This window comes from Streptomyces sp. NPDC046821 (genome assembly GCF_040645335.1).
In the GTDB taxonomy this organism is placed as follows: Bacteria; Actinomycetota; Actinomycetes; order Streptomycetales; family Streptomycetaceae; genus Streptomyces.
Genome location: NZ_JBEYYB010000006.1, coordinates 1 through 19379 on the forward strand (window position 1 = coordinate 1; position 19379 = coordinate 19379).

Here is a 19379-nt window from a genome sequence, read left to right on the forward strand (position 1 = left end):
AGGCGCATCGACTGGCGGGCCTTCTCCGTGAAGCCGGCCGGGTCCGCCTCGCGCTCCTTGTCCCAGTCCTCGACCGAGATGCCGACCGGCAGGTAGGCCAGCGGGTCGTGCGCCGAGGTCTGGTCGGTCACGATGTCGATCGGGGCGCCGCGGCGCAGCAGCTCCGGGAAGATCTCGGCGGCATTGCCGACGACACCGATGGACAGGCCACGACGCTCGTCACGGGCCTTGATCGCCAGCTCGAGGGCGTGGTCCAGGTTGTCGGCCTTGACGTCCAGGTAACGGGTGCCGATGCGGCGGTCGATGCGGGTCTCGTCGACGTCGACACAGAGGGCGACGCCCTCGTTCATCGTCACGGCCAGCGGCTGCGCGCCACCCATGCCGCCCATGCCGGCGGTCAGGGTGATGGTGCCCGCGAGGGTGCCGTTGAACTTCTTCTTCGCGACCGCGCCGAAGGTCTCGTACGTGCCCTGGACGATGCCCTGCGAACCGATGTAGATCCACGAGCCGGCCGTCATCTGGCCGTACATCGTCAGGCCCTCGGCCTCCAGCTTGCGGAACTCCTCCCAGTTCGCCCAGTCGCCGACCAGGTTGGAGTTCGCGAGGAGCACACGCGGCGCCCACTCGTTGGTGCGCATGACACCGACCGGCTTACCCGACTGCACCAGCAGCGTCTCGTCCGACTTCAGCGTCTTCAGCGTGCGCACGATCGCGTCGTACGCCTCCCAGGAGCGGGCAGCCTTGCCGGTGCCTCCGTACACGACCAGCTTGTCGGGGTGCTCGGCAACCTCGGGGTCGAGGTTGTTCATGAGCATCCGGAGGGCACCCTCCTGCTGCCAGCCGAGGCTGTTCAGGTCGTTGCCGCGCGGAGCGCGGATGGTGCGGGGGGACTCGGCGGTCATGCTTGCTCCTGAGAGGGGAGATCTCGTTCTTCGCTACCTATGACACGCAATTACGGGCACGTGGGCCAGCGAGATGGGCGGGGATTCTCGGATCCGAGAACGATGCTTGCCACGCGCCCTCGTCTCGGCTAATCACTGGGGGCACTCAACCCCGGGCCGAGCAGGCAATTTCGCCTAGAATCTCGGCGCGCCCGCTACCCGGGCCGGGGGGAACGAAGGGTGACGAGGATGGTGAGCGGCTTGCGCGTCGAGGGTGCGGACCTCGCGCGGCTGTACGAGGAGCGGGCGTCGAGCTCGGCTCCCGCGTATCAGCGTGTGAAGGACCTGGTGGTCGAGGAGATCACCAGTGGCCGCTGGCGTGAGGGCGACGCCCTGCCGTCGGAGAACCAGTTCGTCGAGTCGCTCGGCCTCTCCCGGATGACGATCAACCGGGCGCTGCGCGAGCTCAGCGCTCAGGGGATGCTCCGGCGCGTCATGGGCGTGGGAACTTTCGTGCACGTCGAGAAGGGCAGCGCCGCACTCGCCGAGGTGCAGAACATCGCCGACGAGGTCCAGCACCGCGGCCGCCACTATCACGCGCGGGTGCTGCTGCTCCGCGAGGAGGACGCGGGCCTGGAGATCAACGGCCAGTTCGGGCTCGACGCCCACGCGCCGGTCTTCCGCTCGCGGGTGGTGCACTTCGAGGACGACGTGGCCGTCCAGCTGGAGGACCGGTACGTCAATCCGGTGTTCGCGCCGCACTACCTGGAGCAGGACTTCACCCGGCGCACCCCGTTCACGTACCTCTCGGAGGCGGCTCCGCTGGGCCGGGGCGAGCACATCGTCGAGGCGGTGCTGCCGTCCGCGGAGGAGGCGGAGATCCTCGGCATCGCGGAGTCGGAGCCGTGTCTGCGGATCCACCGCCGCACCTGGTCCCAGGAAGCGCTGGTGAGCATCGCGCGGCTGCTGCACCCCGGATCCCGGTACCGGCTCGAGGGCACGTTCGACACGCACTGAGCGCCGACGCACAAGGGCGACCTCACACGTGGTGTGGGGTCGCCTTTTTACGTGCGGAAGCTTGCGTGGGCACCCCCGGAAGGTTGCGTGGCACCCCCGGAACACGCTCACCCGTTCCTGGGAGCCCGTCCCGACACCGCCGATGTCAGCCGCGTCGCGCCCTCCTGAAGGGCCTCCCGCACCTCGTCCACATCGTGCCGCGAGTAGTGGCGGTGCCAGGTACTGCTGAGGGCGGCGACCGGGTGCTCGTTGTGGTCGAACGCGGCCACGCCGATCGACCTGAGCCCCTCCGACACCAGCTCGATCTCCTCCGACCAGCCGCGCTCACGGTCCCGGGCGAGCAGCGCGATGAGCTCCGGCAGCGACCGCGGGCCCTTGCCGGTGCGGGTGATCAGGCTTCCCGGGCGGGGGAAGAGCGCGCGCAGCTGCGCCTCGCCGGAATAAGAGAGCAGGGCGCGGCCGTTTGCCGTGAGGTGCGCCGGCAAGCGGACGCCGATGTCGGTGACGAGCGGGGTGTCGACATCACCGGAGCGGCCCGTGGTGGGGCGCTCCTTGAGCAGGTAGACCGTCTCGGCGCCGTAGAGGATGCCGAGGTGGACCGTCTGGCCGAGGCGGTTCGACAGGGTGCGCAGGATGGGCCGCGCGATGCGTTCCAGTGGTTCGTGGCGCAAATACGCGGAGCCGATCTCGAACGACGAGACCCCCAGTCCGTACGCCTGCTCCTTTGCGACATAGGTCACGAAACCGCGCTCCACCAGCACCGCGAGGATGTGGTAGACGGACGACCGCGGGATGCCCAAATCCCGCGCGATCGCGCCCGCGCGTACGAGGCCGGGGCGGCCCGCGAGGTGCAGGAGGATGTCCAGGGCCCGTCCGACCGCGGGTGACGTGCTGCTGGCAGCCGGTGAACTACTACTGGTCGTAACCTCGCGTTCACTCACCGATTCACCTCTTGACGGGCCTGTATAGACAGGAATATACAAGACGCCTCCGTTAATGCGGGCGTGTTCCCGGTCGCGAAGACCGACAACAAGCACCCCCCACCCCGTCCGGGACACCGTCCCAAGGAGGGCAATTCGTTGACTGAAAAAGCGGCGACCCTGAGCAGGGGACTGAAGTCCCGCCACATTCGCTTCATCGCTCTCGGTTCAGCCATCGGCACCGGGCTCTTCTATGGTTCCTCCGACTCGATCAAAACCGCCGGACCCGCGGTCCTCCTGGCGTATCTGATCGGCGGAGCAGCGGTCTTCCTGGTGCTGCGCTCGCTCGGTGAAATGGCCGTGAGCGACCCCGTGGCGGGCTCGTTCGGCGAGTACGCCACCAAGTATCTCGGCCCGCTGGCCGGTTTCACGACCGGATGGACCTACGCCTTCGAGATGGTGATCGTCTGTCTCGCGGACGTCACCGCCTTCGGCGTGTACATGAGCTTCTGGTTCCCCGACGTACCCCGCTGGATCTGGGTGCTCGCCGTCGTGCTCGTCGTGGGCGCGATGAACCTGTTCAGCGTGAAGGTCTTCGGTGAGCTGGAGTTCTGGCTCTCCCTCGCCAAGGTCGTCGCGATCATCGCGATGATCGTGGCCGGTATCGCGATCATCGTCTTCGGCCTGCACAGCGGCCACCAGGTCAGCATCTCGAACCTGTGGAACCACGGCGGCTTCTTCGCGAAGGGCGGCCACGGCTTCATCATGTCCTTCGCGGTCGTCATGTTCGCCTTCGGCGGCACCGAGATCATCGGTGTCACGGCCGGTGAGGCGGAGGACCCCGAGAAGACGATCCCGAGCGCGGTCAACTGGATCCCCGTGCGCATCGTGCTCTTCTACGTGCTGGCGCTCGCGGTCATCATGTCGCTCAACCCGTGGCAGAACGTCGACGGCGGCGGCAGCCCGTTCGTCCAGATCTTCTCGTCCCTCGGCGTCGGCTCCGCCGCCACCGTGCTGAACATCGTCGTCATCGTGGCCGCCCTGTCCGCGATCAACAGCGACATCTTCGCCGCCGGCCGCATCATGTACGGCATGGCCGAGCGTGGTCAGGCTCCGGCCGCCATGCGCAAGGTCACCCGCACCGGCGCGCCGTGGCTGACGACCCTGATCATGATCGGCGCCCTGCTCCTCGGCGTCCTGCTGAACTACCTGATGCCGCAGAACATCTTCCTGATCATCGCCTCGATCGCCACGTTCGCGACGGTCTGGGTCTGGATGATGATCCTGTTCTCGCAGGTCGCGGCCCGTCGCAAGATGTCGGCCGAGGAAGCGTCGAAGCTGAAGTACCCGGCGCCGTTCTGGCCCTACGGCCAGATCATCACCATCGCGTTCATGGTCGCCGTGCTCGTGCTGCTGGCCTTCTCGTCCGACACCCGCGTCGCCCTCCTGGTCGGCGTCGTCTGGCTCGCGCTGCTGGCCGGCATCTTCTTCCTGTGGGGCCGCCCCCGTAAGCCCGGAGCGGGCCTGACGCAGGACGCCTCGCAGACGCAGGCGCAGCCCGCGGTGGACGAGGCTCCGGCCGAGGACGCCGAGGACCTGGAGACGGTCTCGGCGGCACAGTCCTAGCGTCGCCACCGCGCACCACCCCGTGGACGCACCATGACGAGCACAGCCGATGTGCTCGTCATGGTGCGTCTTGCGTTCGGGACGTTTCCGGGCCCGCGCACCCTCCGTCCACCGGCCCGCACACCGTCCGTCCACCGGCCCGCGCACCCTCCGTTCACCGGCCCGCACGCCGTCCGTTCACGGGCCGGTACGTCGCTGACATGTACACCAAACGTCTGAGATCCCAGATGCCTGACGCCCATCACCCCGTTGACCCCGCTCGATGCGCCGCGCCCCGCCCCCGGCCGTCGGCGAACGTCTGGGATACCAGACAAGTTGTCCCTTGAAATGGTCGCGCAAGGGGTCCGGCATGGCGCTTCATAGAGACATGACCGTAGTTGTGAATGTCAACGCCCTGTCCGCCGACGATGTCGTCGCCGTCGCTCGTCACAACGAGCCCATCACCCTCGCCCCCGAGGCGCTGAAGGAAATCGCCCGGAGCCGCGAGGTCATCGAGGCCCTGGCCGAGGACGTCAAGCCTCACTACGGCGTCTCCACGGGCTTCGGTGCCCTCGCCACCCGCCACATCCCGCACGCCCTGCGCCAGCAGCTCCAGCGCAGCCTGGTCCGCTCGCACGCCGCGGGCTCGGGCCCCGAGGTCGAGCGCGAGGTCGTCCGCGCCCTCATGCTGCTCCGCCTCTCCACCCTCGCCACCGGCCGCACCGGTGTCCGCGTGGAGACCGCCGAGGCCTACGCCAAGCTTCTGAACGCCGGCATCACCCCCGTGGTCCACGAGTACGGCTCGCTCGGCTGCTCCGGCGACCTCGCGCCGCTCGCCCACTGCGCGCTCGCCATCATGGGTGAGGGCACGGTCCGCGACGCCCAGGGCGTGCTGCGCCCCGCCGGCGAGGCCCTCGCCGAGGCCGGCATCACGCCGGTCGTGCTGCAGGAGAAGGAGGGCCTGGCCCTCATCAACGGCACCGACGGAATGCTCGGGATGCTGGTCCTGGCCGCCCACGACCTGCGCCTGCTGCTCCGCACCGCCGACATCAGCGCCGCGATGAGCGTCGAGGGCCAGCTCGGCACCGACGCCGTGTTCGCCGCCGACCTCCAGGCCCTGCGCCCGCACCCGGGCCAGGCCGACAGCGCCGGCAACCTGCGCGCCCTGCTCGCCGACTCCGGCATCGTCGCCAGCCACCGCGGCCCCGAGTGCACCCGCGTCCAGGACGCGTACTCGCTGCGCTGCACCCCGCAGGTCCACGGCACCGTCCGTGACACCCTCGGCCACGCCGAGCTGGTCGCCTCCCGTGAGCTCGCGAGCGCCGTCGACAACCCGGTCGTCACGCTCGACGGCCGCGTCGAGTCGAACGGCAACTTCCACGGTGCGCCCGTCGCCGCCGTCCTGGACTTCCTCGCCATCAGCGTCGCCGACCTGGCCTCGCTCTCCGAGCGCCGCACCGACCGCTTCCTGGACGTGGCCCGTAACCACGGCCTGAACGCGTTCCTCGCGGACGACCCGGGCGTCGACTCCGGCCACATGATCGCCCAGTACACCCAGGCGGCCATCGTGTCCGAGCTCAAGCGCCTCGCCGCGCCGGCCTCGGTCGACTCGATCCCCTCCAGCGCCATGCAGGAGGACCACGTGTCGATGGGCTGGTCCGCCGCCCGCAAGCTGCGCAAGGCCATCGACGGTCTGACCCGCGTCATCGCCGTCGAGCTGTACACCGCCGCTCGCGCCCTGGACCTGCGCGCCCCGCTGACCCCGGCCCCGGCCACCGCCGCCGTCGTCGCCGGTCTGCGTGAGACCGTCGAGGGTCCCGGCACGGACCGCTGGCTCGCCCCGGAGATCGAGGAGGCCGTGCAGTACGTGGCTTCCGGTCGCGCGCTGGCCGCCGCCGAGTCCAAGGCCGGTCGCCTCAGCTAATAGCGGACGCCTCCGATAGGTAGGCATCACACAACGGTCACGGCCCGGCGCACCCCGCACAGGTGCGCCGGGCCGGACGTGTTTTCAGGGCACACCTCAGCTCTGGGGCGCGCCTCAGCTCCGGGGCGTTTCGGCCCGCCAGGGGTGTTTCAGCGCGTGGGCGACGTGCCGCGTCCCGGAACACGTGCCGGGTCGGTCACACCGCCCACCCGGCGGGTCACCTCCGCGGCGGTACGGGCCACCTGCTTGGCGATCTCCACCTGCTGATCCGGATCCACGTCCTCGGCGGGGAAGGTGACGGCCACACCCGCGATGGGGTGGGCGGTGTGGTCGAGAACGGCGGCGGCCACCGACGCGAATCCCGGAGTGATCTCGCCGTCCTCCGTCGCGTAGCCGCGGCGTCGCACCTCCACGAGGAGGTTCCGCAGCGCGGACGGTGACCCCGGGCCGAACTCGTTGCGCATGACGAACGCCGAGGCGTCCGGGAACAGCGCCCGCACCTGCGCCTGCGGCAGCCCGGCAAGCAGCGCGCGGCCGCTCGCGGTCAGATGCGCCGGCAGCCGCACACCGACCTCGGTGACCAGCGGCGAGCGGCCCGGCGCCCGCTCCTCGATGACGTAGATGACCTCACGGCCGTGCAGCACGGCGAGGTGGGCGTTGTGCCCGGTGCGGTCGACGAGCTTGGCGAGCGGGACCCGGGCGAGGCGCTGGAAGGGCGCCTGACGGCTGTAACCGGAACCCAGCTCGAAGGCGCTGACGCCGAGCCCGTAGCGACGCTCCTCGGGCAGGTGCACGACGAATCCCTCGCGGGCGAGCGTGTCGAGCAGGTGGTACGTCGTCGATCGGGGCAGCTGCACATCGCGGCTGATGGCCGCGGCCGGTACGGGACCGGCCTGCGCGGCGAGATACCGGAGGATGGCGAGCACCTGCGCGGCAGCGGGGACGGTGGACATGCCGCGAGCGTACGCCGCCGCCCGGCAGACCTCGCGCTCCGGCCCTCACCACGTCTGCCATCCGAGACTCTTCACGACCCGGAACGTCTCCCGGGTCGGTGTGTGTGGTGGCTCGGTGCGTGGGTGCCCGCGAGAAGGGTGCCGGGGCGCCGACATCTGTCTCGACCACCCGTCAGCACACGTGTGCCCGGGGCGAGTTGAGGGCTCCCACGTGTGCCCGCACACCCCCCTCTCACAGGTCGGTGTGTGGTGCCTCGTATTCTCGTCCATGCGTATGCAAGTGCGATCGACTGGCACTTGGGTACGTACGCGTACATCACACGTGCACCATATGAATCGGGGCAGTTAGTTCATGAGCTCGACCGCAGACCGCACGCAGAGCACCCTTCGCGGCCGCCGGAAGCACGTCGTTCTGGCCGTCGCGGCGCTCGCGACCCTGTCGCTGACCACGACAGCTTGCAACGGCGCCCAGAAGGAGGACGCCAAGGCCGGGGTCACCTACGACACGGCGCCCAAGCAGAGCGCCGACCTGGCGGGGCAGCCCAGCTCGGACTCGGACCCGGGGATGAAGAAGGCCGGCGGCAACGTTCCCAACTGCAAGACGTCCGACCTCGACATCAAGGGGTTCTCGCAGTCCAAGGACGGCAGTGAGCCGGCGGTGGCCCGCAAGACCGAGCAGCAGCACACGTCGGTCGGCATGAAGAACACGTCCGACCACGCGTGTGTGCTGAACGGCTTCCCGGGTGTCACCTTCGTGGGCGGCAAGAAGAAGGACCCGGCGGACAACACCGGCAAGACCGACTGGGCCCTGCCGCGCTCGGGTGACAAGGCCGAGCCGGTGACGCTGCAGCCGGGCAAGCAGGCGTGGACCCCGCTGACGTTCCTCTCCGAGAACGAGGACGGCGACAAGGACGGCTGGTACCCGAAGCAGGTCGAGATCACCCCGCCGAACGAGACCCGTTCGGTGACCCTCGACTGGCCGTGGGGCAACATCCTGCTCCAGGACGGCGCTTCGCGCTCGGGCACGTACGTCCACCCGGTGAGCACCAAGCCGGGCGCGGGCCAGTAAGACGTACGACTGTCGCCAACTCCCCAGGACAAATGAGGAGTTGGCGACAGTCAACCACACACCTTCGCGCGTCCACTCAGCCGAACGGGCGGTCCCCCGCGATCGCCACCCGTTCCGCGACGCGCGGGTACGGCGCATAGTCGTTGACGGCGTAGTGCTGGGTGGCACGGTTGTCCCAGAAGGCGATGTCACCCGCCTGCCATCGGAAACGCACCTGGAACTCCGGGACGTGAGCCTGCTGGAAGAGCAGTCGGAGCAACCGGTCGCTCTCCTCGCGTCCGAGGCCGACGATCCGGGTGGTGAAGGACGTGTTGACGAACAGCATCCGGCGCCCGGTCTCGGGGTGGCGGCGCACGACCGGGTGCTGAACGGGCGGGAACTGCTCCTGGAAAGGGGCGAGTTGCTCCGCCGAGTAGAAGCGCGCGAAGCCCGGCAGGAAGTCGTGGACGGCACTCAAGCCGTCGATCCGCTCCCGCACCTCCGCCGGCAGGTTGTCGTACGCGGCCGCCATGTCGGCCCACATCGTGTCGCCGCCCAGCGGTGGCACCTCCCGCAGTTGCAACACTGCGCCCAGGGCCGGGCGTTCGCGGAAGGTGACGTCCGCGTGCCACACGTTCTCGAAGGTGGGGACGGCGCCGGCCGACTTGTCGAAGCGGACCACGTCGTCCGCGTCACCGGTTGCGAGTAGTGGATTGGTCTCCAACTCGCCCCAGTTGAGAGCGAATTGGCGTTGTTCGTCGGAGGTGAGGTGCTGGCCCCGGAAGAAGAGCACCTTCCATTCGAGGAGCGCTCGGTTCAGCTCCTCCCGCAACGCGTCGGACAGGGGACGCGACAGGTCGAGGCCGCGGATCTCGGCGCCGATGACACGGCTCTGCGGTACGAGTTCGAACCGCTCGTAGGGCCGCTCCCCCACACCTTCCGGCAGGCGGTTCAGGATGCGCGCGCCCTCGTAGAGGCCGTCGGCGGGGATGCGGTGGTCACGCAGGGCTGCCACGGGGGCGACGTCACGGGTGAGCGACATGGCGAACTCCTTCGAGCATGGGAAGCCGTGGGTGGGAATTGGTTCGGGCGGCTCGGGCTAAGGCAGGTGCGCGGACCTGACACGGCCTCAGAGAGCTGATCCAGCAAGGAGATTCAGCGAGCAGAGTCAGCGTGCGGGTTCAGCGACACGAAGAGGCGGGCGGGGAACCCACCCGGCCGCGGCGGCGCAGAAAGCCGTATCCGCGGGGCGCGCACACACCGTGGGGGCCGCTGTACTGCGGCTCACTCTCACGGAAGTTCGCGTGCGTCTGCATGTCGGTCACCGTAGCGCAGAGAGCCGTGGTCCGATACCTCACGCTCATGTACGACGTTTCCGCCGGGCGGCCGTCGTCGTGCCCCCCACGGGGGACGCGGGCACGACGACAGCCACCGGGGCAGGCGGATTCTGTGCGGGAACACGCCTGCGGCTGACGGTCAGGCGGGCGGCCGTCCGCCGTCGTGCTCCTGGCTGTCGAGGATGGCGAGCGCGATGGCCGCCGCGGCACCCGCGTCCCCGTCCTTGACGGCCTGATGCAGGTCCTCGTGCGACGTGTCGTGTCCGTCGAGGGCGTGCTTCATGCACTGGTCGGCCTTGACGCTGTCGCGCAGCGCGTCGCTCATCCCCCGGTAGAGATCGCGGAGTACGGGATTGCGGGAGGCCTCGGCGATATGGAGGTGGAAGTCGACATCAGCGTCGGCGAAGGCTTCGACGTCGGCGTCACGACTCGCCGCCGCCCGATCGTCGAGTGCCTTCTGGATCAGTCGGAGGTCGTCCGCCGTGCGCCGCGTCGCGGCGAGCCTGGCGGCGACGATGTCGAGGCCGCGGCGCACGTCGATGATGTCCTGGGCTCCGGCGCGGTCGAGTTGGCGGCGCAGTGCGACCTGGGACTCGTCGGTGGCGGTCACGTAGGTGCCGTTGCCCTGCCGGGTCACCAGCAGGCCCGAGTGCACCAGGACTCGTACGGCCTCTCGGACGGACAGGCGGCTGACGCCGAGGGTCTCGGCCAGCCGGGTCTCCGACGGGATTTTGTCACCGAGCTTCCAGGCCCCGGTCTCGATCTCCTGCCGCAGAGCGGCGATCACCGAGTCGACGAGCGACGGGGCACGCTCAACGTTTTTCATCCCCACCTCTTCTCTAGTCATCAGATGACCTGGTAACTCTATCCGTCGGTTCTTCTCCAACGAAGGAGTAATGCCGCTCATGACGCACGTCTTGTTCACCGCAGTTCGACTTCATGGCGGGCAGCCGTGCGACCTTCTGGTCGCTGATGGCCGTATCGCCGCGATATCCCCTCCCGCTCTGCCCGAAGGCTGCGAAATCGTCGACGGTGGTGGCGCGTTGGCGCTGCCCTCCCCTGTCGACGCGCACATTCATCCCGACAAGACCACGTGGGGCGGGCCGTGGCTCAGCCGCGAGCCCGCTGACACTTTGAGAGAGCTCATCGACGGCGAGGTCGCCGCCCGGGCCCGGATGACGAAACCGGTCGAGGAGCGCGCCGGCGCGCTCATGGACCGGGCCGTCGTCCGGGGTACGCGGGCGATGCGGGCCCATGTCGACGTCGCTCCTGTGCACGGCCTTTCCAATGTCCACGGTGTCCGCGCCGCCGCGTCCGCACGCGCCGGCCTGCTCGATGTTCAGATCGTGGCGTTTCCCCAGCTCGGCCTTTTGACCGAGCCCGGGACCGCCGAACTTTTGGAAAAGTCCCTGTCCGAAGGTGCCGACGTGCTGGGCGGCCTGGATCCGGTGGGTGTCGACGGTGACCTGCACGGTCATCTGGACGTCCTGTTCGGTCTCGCCGAGAAGGCGTCGGTGCCGATCGACATCCATCTGCACGACCGCGGGCCGTCCGGGGTCGAGCAGGTCACCGAGATCGCCCGGCGCACGGTGGCACACGGAATGCGGGGCCGCGTGACCGTGAGCCATGTCTTCTGCCTGGGCGAGCTCGCCGGTGACGAACTGGCCCGCATGGGCGACATCCTCGCCGAGGCGGGGGTGTCCCTGGCTACCTGCGCCCTGGGCGCCGACCCGGTCGTCCCGTTCGGCCCGCTCGGCGAGCGGAACGTGCTGGTCGCGGCCGGATCGGACGGCATCCGCGACCCGTGGACCCCGTTCGGCGACGGGGACATGATCAACCGCGCTCACCTTCTCGCGTACCGCACCGACGCCCGCACGGACGCCGAACTCGCCGCGTGCTACGACGTCGTGGCCCACGGCGGCGCCGCGCTCCTGGGCCTTGAGCGGACGGACCTGCGCATCGGTGACACCGCCGACTTCGTCCTGCTTCCCGGCGAATCGGTCGCCCAGATCGTGGTCGACCGGCCCGTACCCAGCCTCGTCGTGCGCGGCGGGCGGGTGATCGCACGAGACGGACAGCTCGTCGAGACCGCACAACCACTCGCTGAGGGCACCCCCATCCCGGAAGGAGCTTCCCGATGAAGCGCCGTACCCTGCCCGTCCTCGGACTCGGGCTCGCACTCACCCTCTCCGCCTGCTCCTCCGGAGCCGACACGTCCGGCAAGGACGCCGCGCCGGCGAAGCTCGACCTGAAGAGCACCACGCCCATCGCCACCAAGGGGCTGGCCAAGGTGACGTGGAACCTCCCGTACGAGCCGCAGACGCTGGACCCGATCCGGTCCTTCAACTACGCGGAGAACACCGCGCTTTCGAACATGTGCGAGAGCCTCCTGCGGATGAACCCGGACTTCAAGATCACGCCGGGTCTCGCCACCAAGTCCGAGAACCCGACGCCGACCACGTGGGTGTACACCATCCGCGACGGCGTGAAGTTCTGGGACGGTGCCCCGCTGACCGCGGCGGATGTCGCCGCGAGCCTGAACCGTCACCTCGACCCGAAGCTGGGCACGTGGTGGGGCGACTACTTCAGCACGGTCAAGTCCATCAAGGCGACCGGCAAGATGCAGGTCACGGTCACCCTCAAGCAGCCGGACGCCCTGTTCAACCAGGCGATGGCCACCGCCGCCGGCGCGGTCGTGGAGAAGAAGTTCCTCGACAAGGCCGGCAAGTCGGTCGGCACCCCGTCCGGCGGCGTGATGTGCACCGGCCCGTTCCAGTTCAAGAACTGGAAGTCGGGTGACTCGATGACCCTCACCCGCAACGAGAACTACTGGGACACGAACCTCAAGGCCAAGTCCTCCTCGCTGGTCCTGAAGTTCATCGCCGACGAGACGACCGCCGTCAACGCCCTGCGTTCCGGCGAGGTCGACGGCCAGTACTTCTACCTGCCGCCGGCGGGTCTCGACCAGCTCCGCAAGTCCAAGAGCGGCAAGGTCACCCTGGGCCACTCGCTGACGTTCTGGGCGCTGCTCGGCTCGGCAAAGTCCGGTCCGTACGCCGACCCGAAGGTGCGTCAGGCGCTGTCCCTCGCGCTCGACCGGGCCGCGATCTCCAAGGTCGTCTTCCAGGGCACCGCCGCCCCGCAGCGCGCCCTGACCGGCAGTGACTACTGGGGCTACGAGCGCGACACGTTCAAGAAGGCCTACGACGCCCTGCCGCCGGAGAACGTCGACCTGGCCAAGGCCAAGAAGCTCCTCTCCGAGGCGGGCAAGCCCAGCAAGCCGATCGTCATCGGCGTCCAGGGCAGCTCGGCCGTGCACGAGCAGACCGCCAACCTCCTCAAGGCCACCGGTCAGGCGCTCGGCGTCGACATCGAGATCAAGGTCATCCCGGTCGAGCAGTACGGCAACCTCTACAGCGACCCGAAGGCGCGCAAGGGCATCGACGCGTTCCTCAGCACCTGGTACGGCAACGTGCCGGACCCGCTGGACGTCTACACCGTCTTCCGCAAGGGCGGCCGGACCAACTTCAGCGACTTCATGGGCGTGAACGACGACATCAACAAGGCGCGCGGCGAGGGCGACCCGAAGAAGCGCGCGGCGCTCGTCACCGGGATCCAGGACAAGGTCACCCGTGACGTCACCTGGATGCCCCTGAACAACCTCCCCGTGATCATGTACATGAACAACAGGGTGACCGGCGCCGTGCCGTCCTCCCCGTACCTGTACTACCCGTGGGCCGTGGGGCTGGGGGCCAAGTGACGGTCTTCCTGCTCCGCCGCCTGGTCGGTCTGGCGGTCGTCCTCCTCGTCGCGTCGTTCCTCGTGTACGGGCTGCTCTACCTCGTCCCGGGCGGGCCGATGGCCTTCCTCCTGGGCAACCGGAGCGGCACGCCCGAGCAGATAGCGGCGATCCGGGCGCAGTACCACCTGGACGACCCGTTCCTCGTCAGGTACGCCACGTGGCTGGGGGACGCCGTGCGCGGCGACTTCGGCAGCTCCCTGGTGTACCGGCAGGACGTGTCGGCCCTGATGTCCGCCCGCGCGACGACCACGACGTTTCTGGTGGCGTACTCCACCGTCCTGATCGTCGTGGTCGGCGTGGCGGCGGGCACGCTCGCCGGGCTCCGCAAGGGCCGTGTCGACGCCGTCGTCAGCGCGATCTCCTCGGCGTTCCTCGCCACGCCCACGTTCGTCATCGGCGTCGTCCTGGTCATCGTCTTCGCCCTCGGCCTCGGCTGGTTCCCGGTCTTCGGGCCGGGTGACGGCTTCGGCGACCGGCTGTACCACCTGACGCTCCCGGCGATCACACTCAGCCTCGGCAGCGCCGCGTTCCTGGCCCGGATCACCCGGGCCTCGGTCCGCGAGGAACTGGGCCGTGAACACGTCGAGACGGCGCGCAGCCGAGGGCTCGCCGAGTCGCTCGTCATCCGCCGTCACGTGCTGCGCAACGCGTCGATCCCGGTCATCACCGTCACCGGACTCACCATCGCCAGCCTCATCGCCGGCTCCGTCGTCGTCGAGAACGTCTTCGCTCTCGACGGCCTCGGCTCCCTGTTCGTACGAGCCATCCTCCAGCGGGACTTCGCGGTCGTGCAGGCCGTCGTCCTGGTGCTCGTCACCGCCTTCGTCCTCGTCAATCTCGTGGTGGACCTGTGCTACAAAGCCCTCGATCCCCGGATGTCCCGATGACCGCGATCACCACCCGCGTCCGCGGGTCACTCGGATCGCGCGCCAAGGGCGGCGCGTCCCGCGCGGTGCGCTCACTCGGTCCGCTCGGTGTCACGGCCGCGGCGCTCCTGGTCCTCGTGGCCCTGGTGACGCTGCTGGCCCCCTTCATCGCTCCCTACGACCCCGACCAGCCGGACCTGTTCAACGCGCTCGGCCACGCGTCGGGCGCCCACCCGCTGGGCGGTGACGCGCTGGGCCGTGACGTCCTGTCGCGGCTGATGTGGGGCGCCCGTACGACACTGAGCGGGCCGCTCCTCATCATCGTCCTGTCGACGGTCATCGGCACCACGCTGGCGATCACGGCGGCGTGGGCGGGCGGCAAGGTGGACGCGGTCGTGTCGCGGCTCCTCGACGTCCTGTTCGCGGTGCCGGGCATCGTCTTCGCCCTCATCACCGTGGCGGTGGTCGGGCCCGGCGTCACCGGCGTCGTCCTCGGTCTGGCCGTCGCGTACACCCCGTACGTGGCCCGCGTGGTGCGCAGCGCCGCGCTGCGTGAGCGCAACCTGCCCTACGTCGCTGCGGCTTGGGTGCAGGGCCGGTCGGCCTTCGCCATCTGCGTACGGCATCTGCTGCCCAACCTGCGTCCGCTGATCATCGCTCAGTCGGTGTCCGCGCTCGGGTTCGCCGTGATCGACCTCGCGGCCATCTCGTTCCTCGGCCTCGGCGTACAGCCGCCGACCGCCGACTGGGGCCTCATGGTCAAGAGCGGTCTCGACAGCGCGACCCGCGGACAGCCTCTGGAGGCGCTGGGCGCAGGCCTGTTGATCGTCCTTGTGGTCGCCGCGGTGATCGTGCTCGGCGACCGTCTCGGCCAGGAAGAAGGTGGCCGGCGATGAGCCTCGACAAGAATCCCGTCTCCGACGGTGAACTGCTCCGCCTGCGCAAGGTCGGCCTGGCCGTCCCCGCGGGCAAGGAGTGGCGGCCGCTCGTCGAAGAGGTCGACCTGTCCATCGGCCGGGGCGAAGCCGTGGGCCTGGTCGGCGAGTCGGGCTCGGGCAAGTCCATGACCGCCCGCACGATCCTCGGCCTGACACCACCGGGCGCCCGCGTCACCGGCGAGATCGTCTTCGACGGCACCCAGGTGACCGGAGCGGACCACAAGGTCCTGCGCGGCCTCCGTACCCGACGGATCGCGATGATCTTCCAGGACCCGCGGGCCCACATCAATCCGGTACGCAGCATCGGCGACTTCCTCACCGAGGCGATGATCGCCAACCTGGACGTGCCCGCCCCCGAGGCGGCGAAGCGTGCCGTGCAACTGCTCGCGGACGTCGGCATCATGGACGGCGAGCGGCGGATGCGCCAGTATCCGCACGAGCTGTCCGGCGGTCTGCTCCAGCGCGTCATGATCGCGTCGGTGCTCGCCGTCGAGCCCGATCTGGTGCTCGCCGACGAGCCGACCACGGCCCTGGACGTCACCACGCAGTCCGAGGTCATGGCCATTCTCGACGAACTGCGCCAGGAGCACGGCATGGCCATGCTGCTGATCACGCACGACCTGGAGCTGGCCGCGGCCACCTGCGACCGCCTCGCCGTCATGTACGCCGGACGGATCGTCGAGACCCAGCCGGCCGAGGCCCTGACGGCGGCGCCCCGGCATCCGTACACCTCGGGCCTGATGCTGTCGCGTCCGAGCATCGACGCGGTCGTGCACCGGCTGCCCGTCATTCCCGGTCGGCCGCTCGCCGCGTTCGAGGCGGAGGACGGGTGCGCGTTCGCTCCGCGCTGCGCCCACGCGCAGGGGCACTGCCATGACAGCCGGCCTCCCGTGCTGGAGCTGGACGGGGCACGCGTGGCGTGCGTGCGGGCCGGGGAACTCACGCTGCAGGGAGAGTCATGAGCGACATCGTCATCGAGGCGTCGGGCCTGCGTAAGGAGTTCGGCACGGCGGTCGCGGTCGACGACGTGTCCTTCACGCTCGAACGCGGCCAGTCCCTCGCGGTCGTCGGCGAGTCCGGGTCGGGCAAGACGACGGTCGCGCGGATGCTGGTCGGCCTGGAGACACCCACGGCCGGGTCGATCGACGTCTGCGGCCGGCCGCGTGGCAGCGGTCGCGTGTCGTCGCGGGAGCGCCGCAAGCGGGCCCGCGAGATCCAGATCGTGTTCCAGGACCCGTACTCGTCGCTCGACAAGCTCCAGCGGATCGGCGACGTCGTGGAGACCAGTCTCGCGCTGCACTTCCCGCTCACTCAGGCCGAACGCCGCAAGCGTTCCCTGGAGTTGCTGGAGGCCGTCGGTCTGGCGGAGCGGCACGCGGACATGCTGCCGCGCCAGCTCTCCGGCGGTCAGCGGCAGCGTGTCGCCATCGCCCGCGCCATCGCCGTCGAGCCCGAGGTGCTCGTCCTGGACGAGGCGGTGGCGGCGCTCGACGTCTCCATCCAGGCGCAGATCCTCAATCTGCTCGCCGACATCCGTGAACGCAGCGGCATCAGTTACGTGTTCATCTCGCACGACCTCGCCGTGGTCCACCAGATCAGCGACACCGCGATCGTGATGTCGAACGGCCGGATCGTCGAGAAGGGCAACACGGCCGACCTGCTGCGCGACCCGCAGGAGGAGTACACGCGGACCCTGCGCGCCGCGGTGCCTCGCCCCGGCTGGAAGCCGACGCGGAGGCAGCAGGCTTCGGCCTGACGCCGACGCTCTCGGCGCTCGGCGCTCGGCGCTCGGCGCTCGGCGCTCGGCATAGACGAGGCCGCCGGTTCTCCGCGAGGAGCACCGGCGGCCTCGTGCTGCGCTGGCTGGAGACTCTATGGGCAGGCCGCGGAGGCGTTCAGTCCGACGCGATCCGGAGGGTCGCCGTGCCGTCCTCGCCCGTCGCCAGCTGAATCGCCACCGTTCCGGGCTCGGCGCTCGGCCCGGTGTCGGAGGCCCGTCCGCACGAGGTGCTGCTGCCGTTGCTGCGGAGAACGGTGACGCATCCGCTCCGCTCCCCCGACGCCCCGCCCTGGGCCAGCCCGTTGCCGCCCTTCAGCATGTAATCGGCCTCGTTCGGCCCGACCTTGTTCACGGTCAGCGTCACCGGTCCGTCCGGCCCCTTGAACCGGACGGTCACCGGCTTCGACACCGTGATCTCGCAGTTGCCGTCCGCGCAGGCGTCGGGTTCGTCAGAAAGGCGGGCGGAGGATGTGGTCGGCTCGGAACTCGATGACGAGGCGCCGTCGGTCCCTGCCGGGCCGCCGCAGCCGCCGACCGCGAACACACCGATCAGCGCGGACGCGCCCATGGTTGTCGCCCATCGTCGATTCACGGGCAGACCCTTCCCCCGTTCCGAGCTACGGAACCCGCGCCACGCCCACGTAGAACCCGCTCAGCTCCTCCTCCGGCGCGGGCGAGTCCTTGTACCAGTACGTGGCCGTGACCAGTCCCGGGTCGACCAGGTCGAGCCCCTCGAAGAAGCGCTCGACCTCCGCGCGCCGCCGCATCCGCAGCGGTACCTGCCCGGCCTTGTACGTGTTGCTGACGGACTCCGCCAGCTCCGGGTGCTCGTCGGTGGTGCCGTGCGACAGCACCAGGTAACTGCCCGACGGAAGCGCGTCGACGAGGGTGCGAGTGAGCGCGTACGGGTCCTCGTCGTCGGTGATGAAGTGCAGCAGCGCGATGAGGGACAGGGCGATAGGTCGGTCGAAGTCCAGGCGGGCGCGGGCGCGTTGGAGGATTTCTTCCGGCCTGCGCACGTCGGCCTGGAGGTAGTGCGTCGCGCCCTCCTGGGTGCTGACGAGCAGCGCCTCCGCGTGGCGCAGCACGATGGGGTCGTTGTCCGCGTAGACGATCCGGGAGTCGGGGGCGATCTCCTGGACGATCTGGTGCAGGTTCGGGGCGGTGGGTATGCCCGTGCCGATGTCGAGGAACTGGCGGATTCCGCCGTGCGCCAGCCAGGCGGCGGCGCGGCGCATGAACGCCCGGTTCCGCGCCGCGTTCGCCCGTGCCTCGCCCGGCAGCTTCTCGCCCATCGCCTGGTCGACCGGGTAGTTGTCCTTGCCGCCGAGAAGCCAGTCGTAGACACGCGCGGGGTGCGGCTTGCTCGTGTCGATGAAAGGTCCGGCGTCTTCCGGGGTCATCCGTGACTCAGCTTCCTGTCGGCGTTCGTTCGCGAGGGTTCCCTGCCAGTCGCAAGGGTGCCCGGTCAGCGGACGACGTCGAAGACCTGCTTCTGCACGCCGTTCGCGTACGCCTCCTGCTCGACGAGCTTCAGCTTCTGGGCGTCCTTGTCCGTGGCGCTGAACAGCCGCTTGCCGGCGCCGAGGAGGAACGGGAAGACGAGCAGGTGGTAGCGGTCGATCAGGCCGGCGTCGGAGAGCGCGTGGTTGAGGGTGGCGCTGCCGTGGACGATGATCGGGCCGCCCTCGGTCTCCTTGAGCGCGGCGACCTCGTCGACCGAGCGCAGGATCGTCGTCTCGCCCCAGTTGGTCACGAGGTCGTCGGGGGAGAGAGTGGTGGAGACGACGTACTTCGGCATCTCCTTGTAGTCGGCGAAGTCCTCCATGTCGGGCCAGACCGGGCTGAACGCCTCGTAGCTGACCCGGCCCATCAGCATGGCCGTGGCTTCCTGCTGCTCACGGCCCTTGATCTCGAACGCCTCCGGCAGGAACTCGATGTCCTTGAAGGTCCATCCCGCGTTCCGGTAACCGGGCTCTCCGCCGGGGGCCTCGACGACACCGTCGAGCGAGACGAAGGCGGTGCTGATCAGAGTACGCATCTCGGAATCTCCCGTTACAGCTGATTTCAGTGAGTGAGCAGGTGAGCGAGTGAACCACCGGCTCACCGAGTCTGACTGACTGAATGACCGCGAGCCACGGGGAAACTCATCGGCGCGTGTCGAAACTCTTGGGTGCACGTAGAAACTCTTGGGTGCGCGTCCTGCCCGTGCCCGGATTCCCCCGCCCGGCTCCCCGCCACCCCCGTGGACGGAGAGCCGGACGTGTGGCCGGCGGCGCGGCCCCCCGGCCGCCACCGCCGACAGGTC

The 19379-nt window shown here is 69.4% G+C and carries 18 protein-coding genes; 10 read left to right on the plus strand and 8 right to left on the minus strand.

Features of this window, described 5'->3' with window-relative positions; genetic code table 11:
• On the minus strand, window positions 1–902 hold a 902-nt coding region (hutU, locus tag ABZ893_RS13000; RefSeq protein ID WP_361401357.1), incomplete at its 3' end, for a urocanate hydratase.
• Between the two features lie 228 nt (window positions 903–1130).
• Between hutU and hutC the strand changes: the two genes are divergently transcribed.
• A complete protein-coding gene (gene hutC, locus ABZ893_RS13005; protein ID WP_361401360.1) occupies window positions 1131–1898 on the plus strand; it encodes a histidine utilization repressor in 768 nt (255 codons plus the stop codon).
• A 107-nt stretch (window positions 1899–2005) separates the two neighbouring features.
• On the opposite strand, the gene ABZ893_RS13010 is transcribed toward hutC, so the two are convergent.
• Window positions 2006–2839, minus strand: coding sequence for an IclR family transcriptional regulator (locus ABZ893_RS13010; protein ID WP_361401363.1), 834 nt, complete (start codon window positions 2837–2839; stop codon window positions 2006–2008).
• 138 nt (window positions 2840–2977) lie between these two features.
• Here ABZ893_RS13010 and ABZ893_RS13015 point away from each other — a divergent pair, with 138 nt between their 5' ends.
• On the plus strand, window positions 2978–4444 hold the full coding sequence (locus ABZ893_RS13015) for an amino acid permease (protein ID WP_361401366.1): 1467 nt from the start codon (window positions 2978–2980) through the stop codon (window positions 4442–4444).
• A gap of 349 nt (window positions 4445–4793) precedes the next feature.
• Window positions 4794–6347: a histidine ammonia-lyase gene (gene hutH / locus ABZ893_RS13020; protein ID WP_361401369.1), complete on the plus strand. Its 1554-nt coding sequence runs from the start codon at window positions 4794–4796 to the stop codon at window positions 6345–6347.
• Window positions 6348–6496: 149 nt separating this feature from the next.
• Here the strand turns inward: hutH and ABZ893_RS13025 are convergent, their stop codons facing one another.
• The gene (locus ABZ893_RS13025) at window positions 6497–7300 is read right to left on the minus strand and encodes an IclR family transcriptional regulator (protein ID WP_361401372.1); all 804 of its coding nucleotides are present in this window, start codon (window positions 7298–7300) and stop codon (window positions 6497–6499) included.
• A 352-nt stretch (window positions 7301–7652) separates the two neighbouring features.
• Between ABZ893_RS13025 and ABZ893_RS13030 the strand changes: the two genes are divergently transcribed.
• Window positions 7653–8369 (plus strand): DUF4232 domain-containing protein, encoded by a 717-nt coding sequence (locus ABZ893_RS13030; RefSeq protein ID WP_361401375.1) that lies wholly within the window; start codon window positions 7653–7655, stop codon window positions 8367–8369.
• Window positions 8370–8445: 76 nt separating this feature from the next.
• On the opposite strand, the gene ABZ893_RS13035 is transcribed toward ABZ893_RS13030, so the two are convergent.
• Both ABZ893_RS13035 and ABZ893_RS13040 read right to left on the minus strand, forming a co-directional pair.
• Window positions 8446–9390 (minus strand): TauD/TfdA family dioxygenase, encoded by a 945-nt coding sequence (locus ABZ893_RS13035; protein ID WP_361401378.1) that lies wholly within the window; start codon window positions 9388–9390, stop codon window positions 8446–8448.
• A 434-nt stretch (window positions 9391–9824) separates the two neighbouring features.
• Window positions 9825–10511: a FadR/GntR family transcriptional regulator gene (locus ABZ893_RS13040; RefSeq protein ID WP_361401380.1), complete on the minus strand. Its 687-nt coding sequence runs from the start codon at window positions 10509–10511 to the stop codon at window positions 9825–9827.
• Between the two features lie 79 nt (window positions 10512–10590).
• Here ABZ893_RS13040 and ABZ893_RS13045 point away from each other — a divergent pair, with 79 nt between their 5' ends.
• From ABZ893_RS13045 to ABZ893_RS13070, 6 genes are read left to right on the plus strand one after another with little or no spacing between them, the layout of a single operon-like run.
• On the plus strand, window positions 10591–11826 hold the full coding sequence (locus ABZ893_RS13045) for an amidohydrolase family protein (protein ID WP_361401383.1): 1236 nt from the start codon (window positions 10591–10593) through the stop codon (window positions 11824–11826).
• Window positions 11823–13445 carry an ABC transporter substrate-binding protein gene (locus ABZ893_RS13050; protein ID WP_361401386.1) on the plus strand — a complete coding sequence of 541 codons (1623 nt, stop codon included), beginning with the start codon at window positions 11823–11825 and terminating at the stop codon, window positions 13443–13445. Before ABZ893_RS13045 ends, ABZ893_RS13050 begins: the two co-directional genes overlap by 4 nt.
• Window positions 13442–14374: an ABC transporter permease gene (locus ABZ893_RS13055; protein WP_361401388.1), complete on the plus strand. Its 933-nt coding sequence runs from the start codon at window positions 13442–13444 to the stop codon at window positions 14372–14374. The genes ABZ893_RS13050 and ABZ893_RS13055 overlap by 4 nt, the downstream gene beginning before the upstream one ends.
• Window positions 14371–15249, plus strand: coding sequence for an ABC transporter permease (locus tag ABZ893_RS13060; protein ID WP_361401391.1), 879 nt, complete (start codon window positions 14371–14373; stop codon window positions 15247–15249). The genes ABZ893_RS13055 and ABZ893_RS13060 overlap by 4 nt, the downstream gene beginning before the upstream one ends.
• Entirely contained in the window at window positions 15246–16253 is a 1008-nt protein-coding gene (locus ABZ893_RS13065) for an ABC transporter ATP-binding protein (RefSeq protein WP_361401394.1), read from the plus strand. Before ABZ893_RS13060 ends, ABZ893_RS13065 begins: the two co-directional genes overlap by 4 nt.
• A complete protein-coding gene (locus tag ABZ893_RS13070) occupies window positions 16250–17047 on the plus strand; it encodes an ATP-binding cassette domain-containing protein (protein WP_361401397.1) in 798 nt (265 codons plus the stop codon). The genes ABZ893_RS13065 and ABZ893_RS13070 overlap by 4 nt, the downstream gene beginning before the upstream one ends.
• Window positions 17048–17186: 139 nt before the next feature.
• On the opposite strand, the gene ABZ893_RS13075 is transcribed toward ABZ893_RS13070, so the two are convergent.
• The 3 genes from ABZ893_RS13075 to ABZ893_RS13085 form a co-directional block, all read right to left on the minus strand.
• Window positions 17187–17663: a hypothetical protein gene (locus ABZ893_RS13075; RefSeq protein ID WP_361401400.1), complete on the minus strand. Its 477-nt coding sequence runs from the start codon at window positions 17661–17663 to the stop codon at window positions 17187–17189.
• A 25-nt stretch (window positions 17664–17688) separates the two neighbouring features.
• Window positions 17689–18474, minus strand: coding sequence for an SAM-dependent methyltransferase (locus tag ABZ893_RS13080; protein ID WP_361401403.1), 786 nt, complete (start codon window positions 18472–18474; stop codon window positions 17689–17691).
• Between the two features lie 65 nt (window positions 18475–18539).
• On the minus strand, window positions 18540–19112 hold the full coding sequence (locus ABZ893_RS13085; RefSeq protein WP_361401406.1) for a dihydrofolate reductase family protein: 573 nt from the start codon (window positions 19110–19112) through the stop codon (window positions 18540–18542).
• Between the last annotated feature and the right edge of the window lie 267 nt (window positions 19113–19379).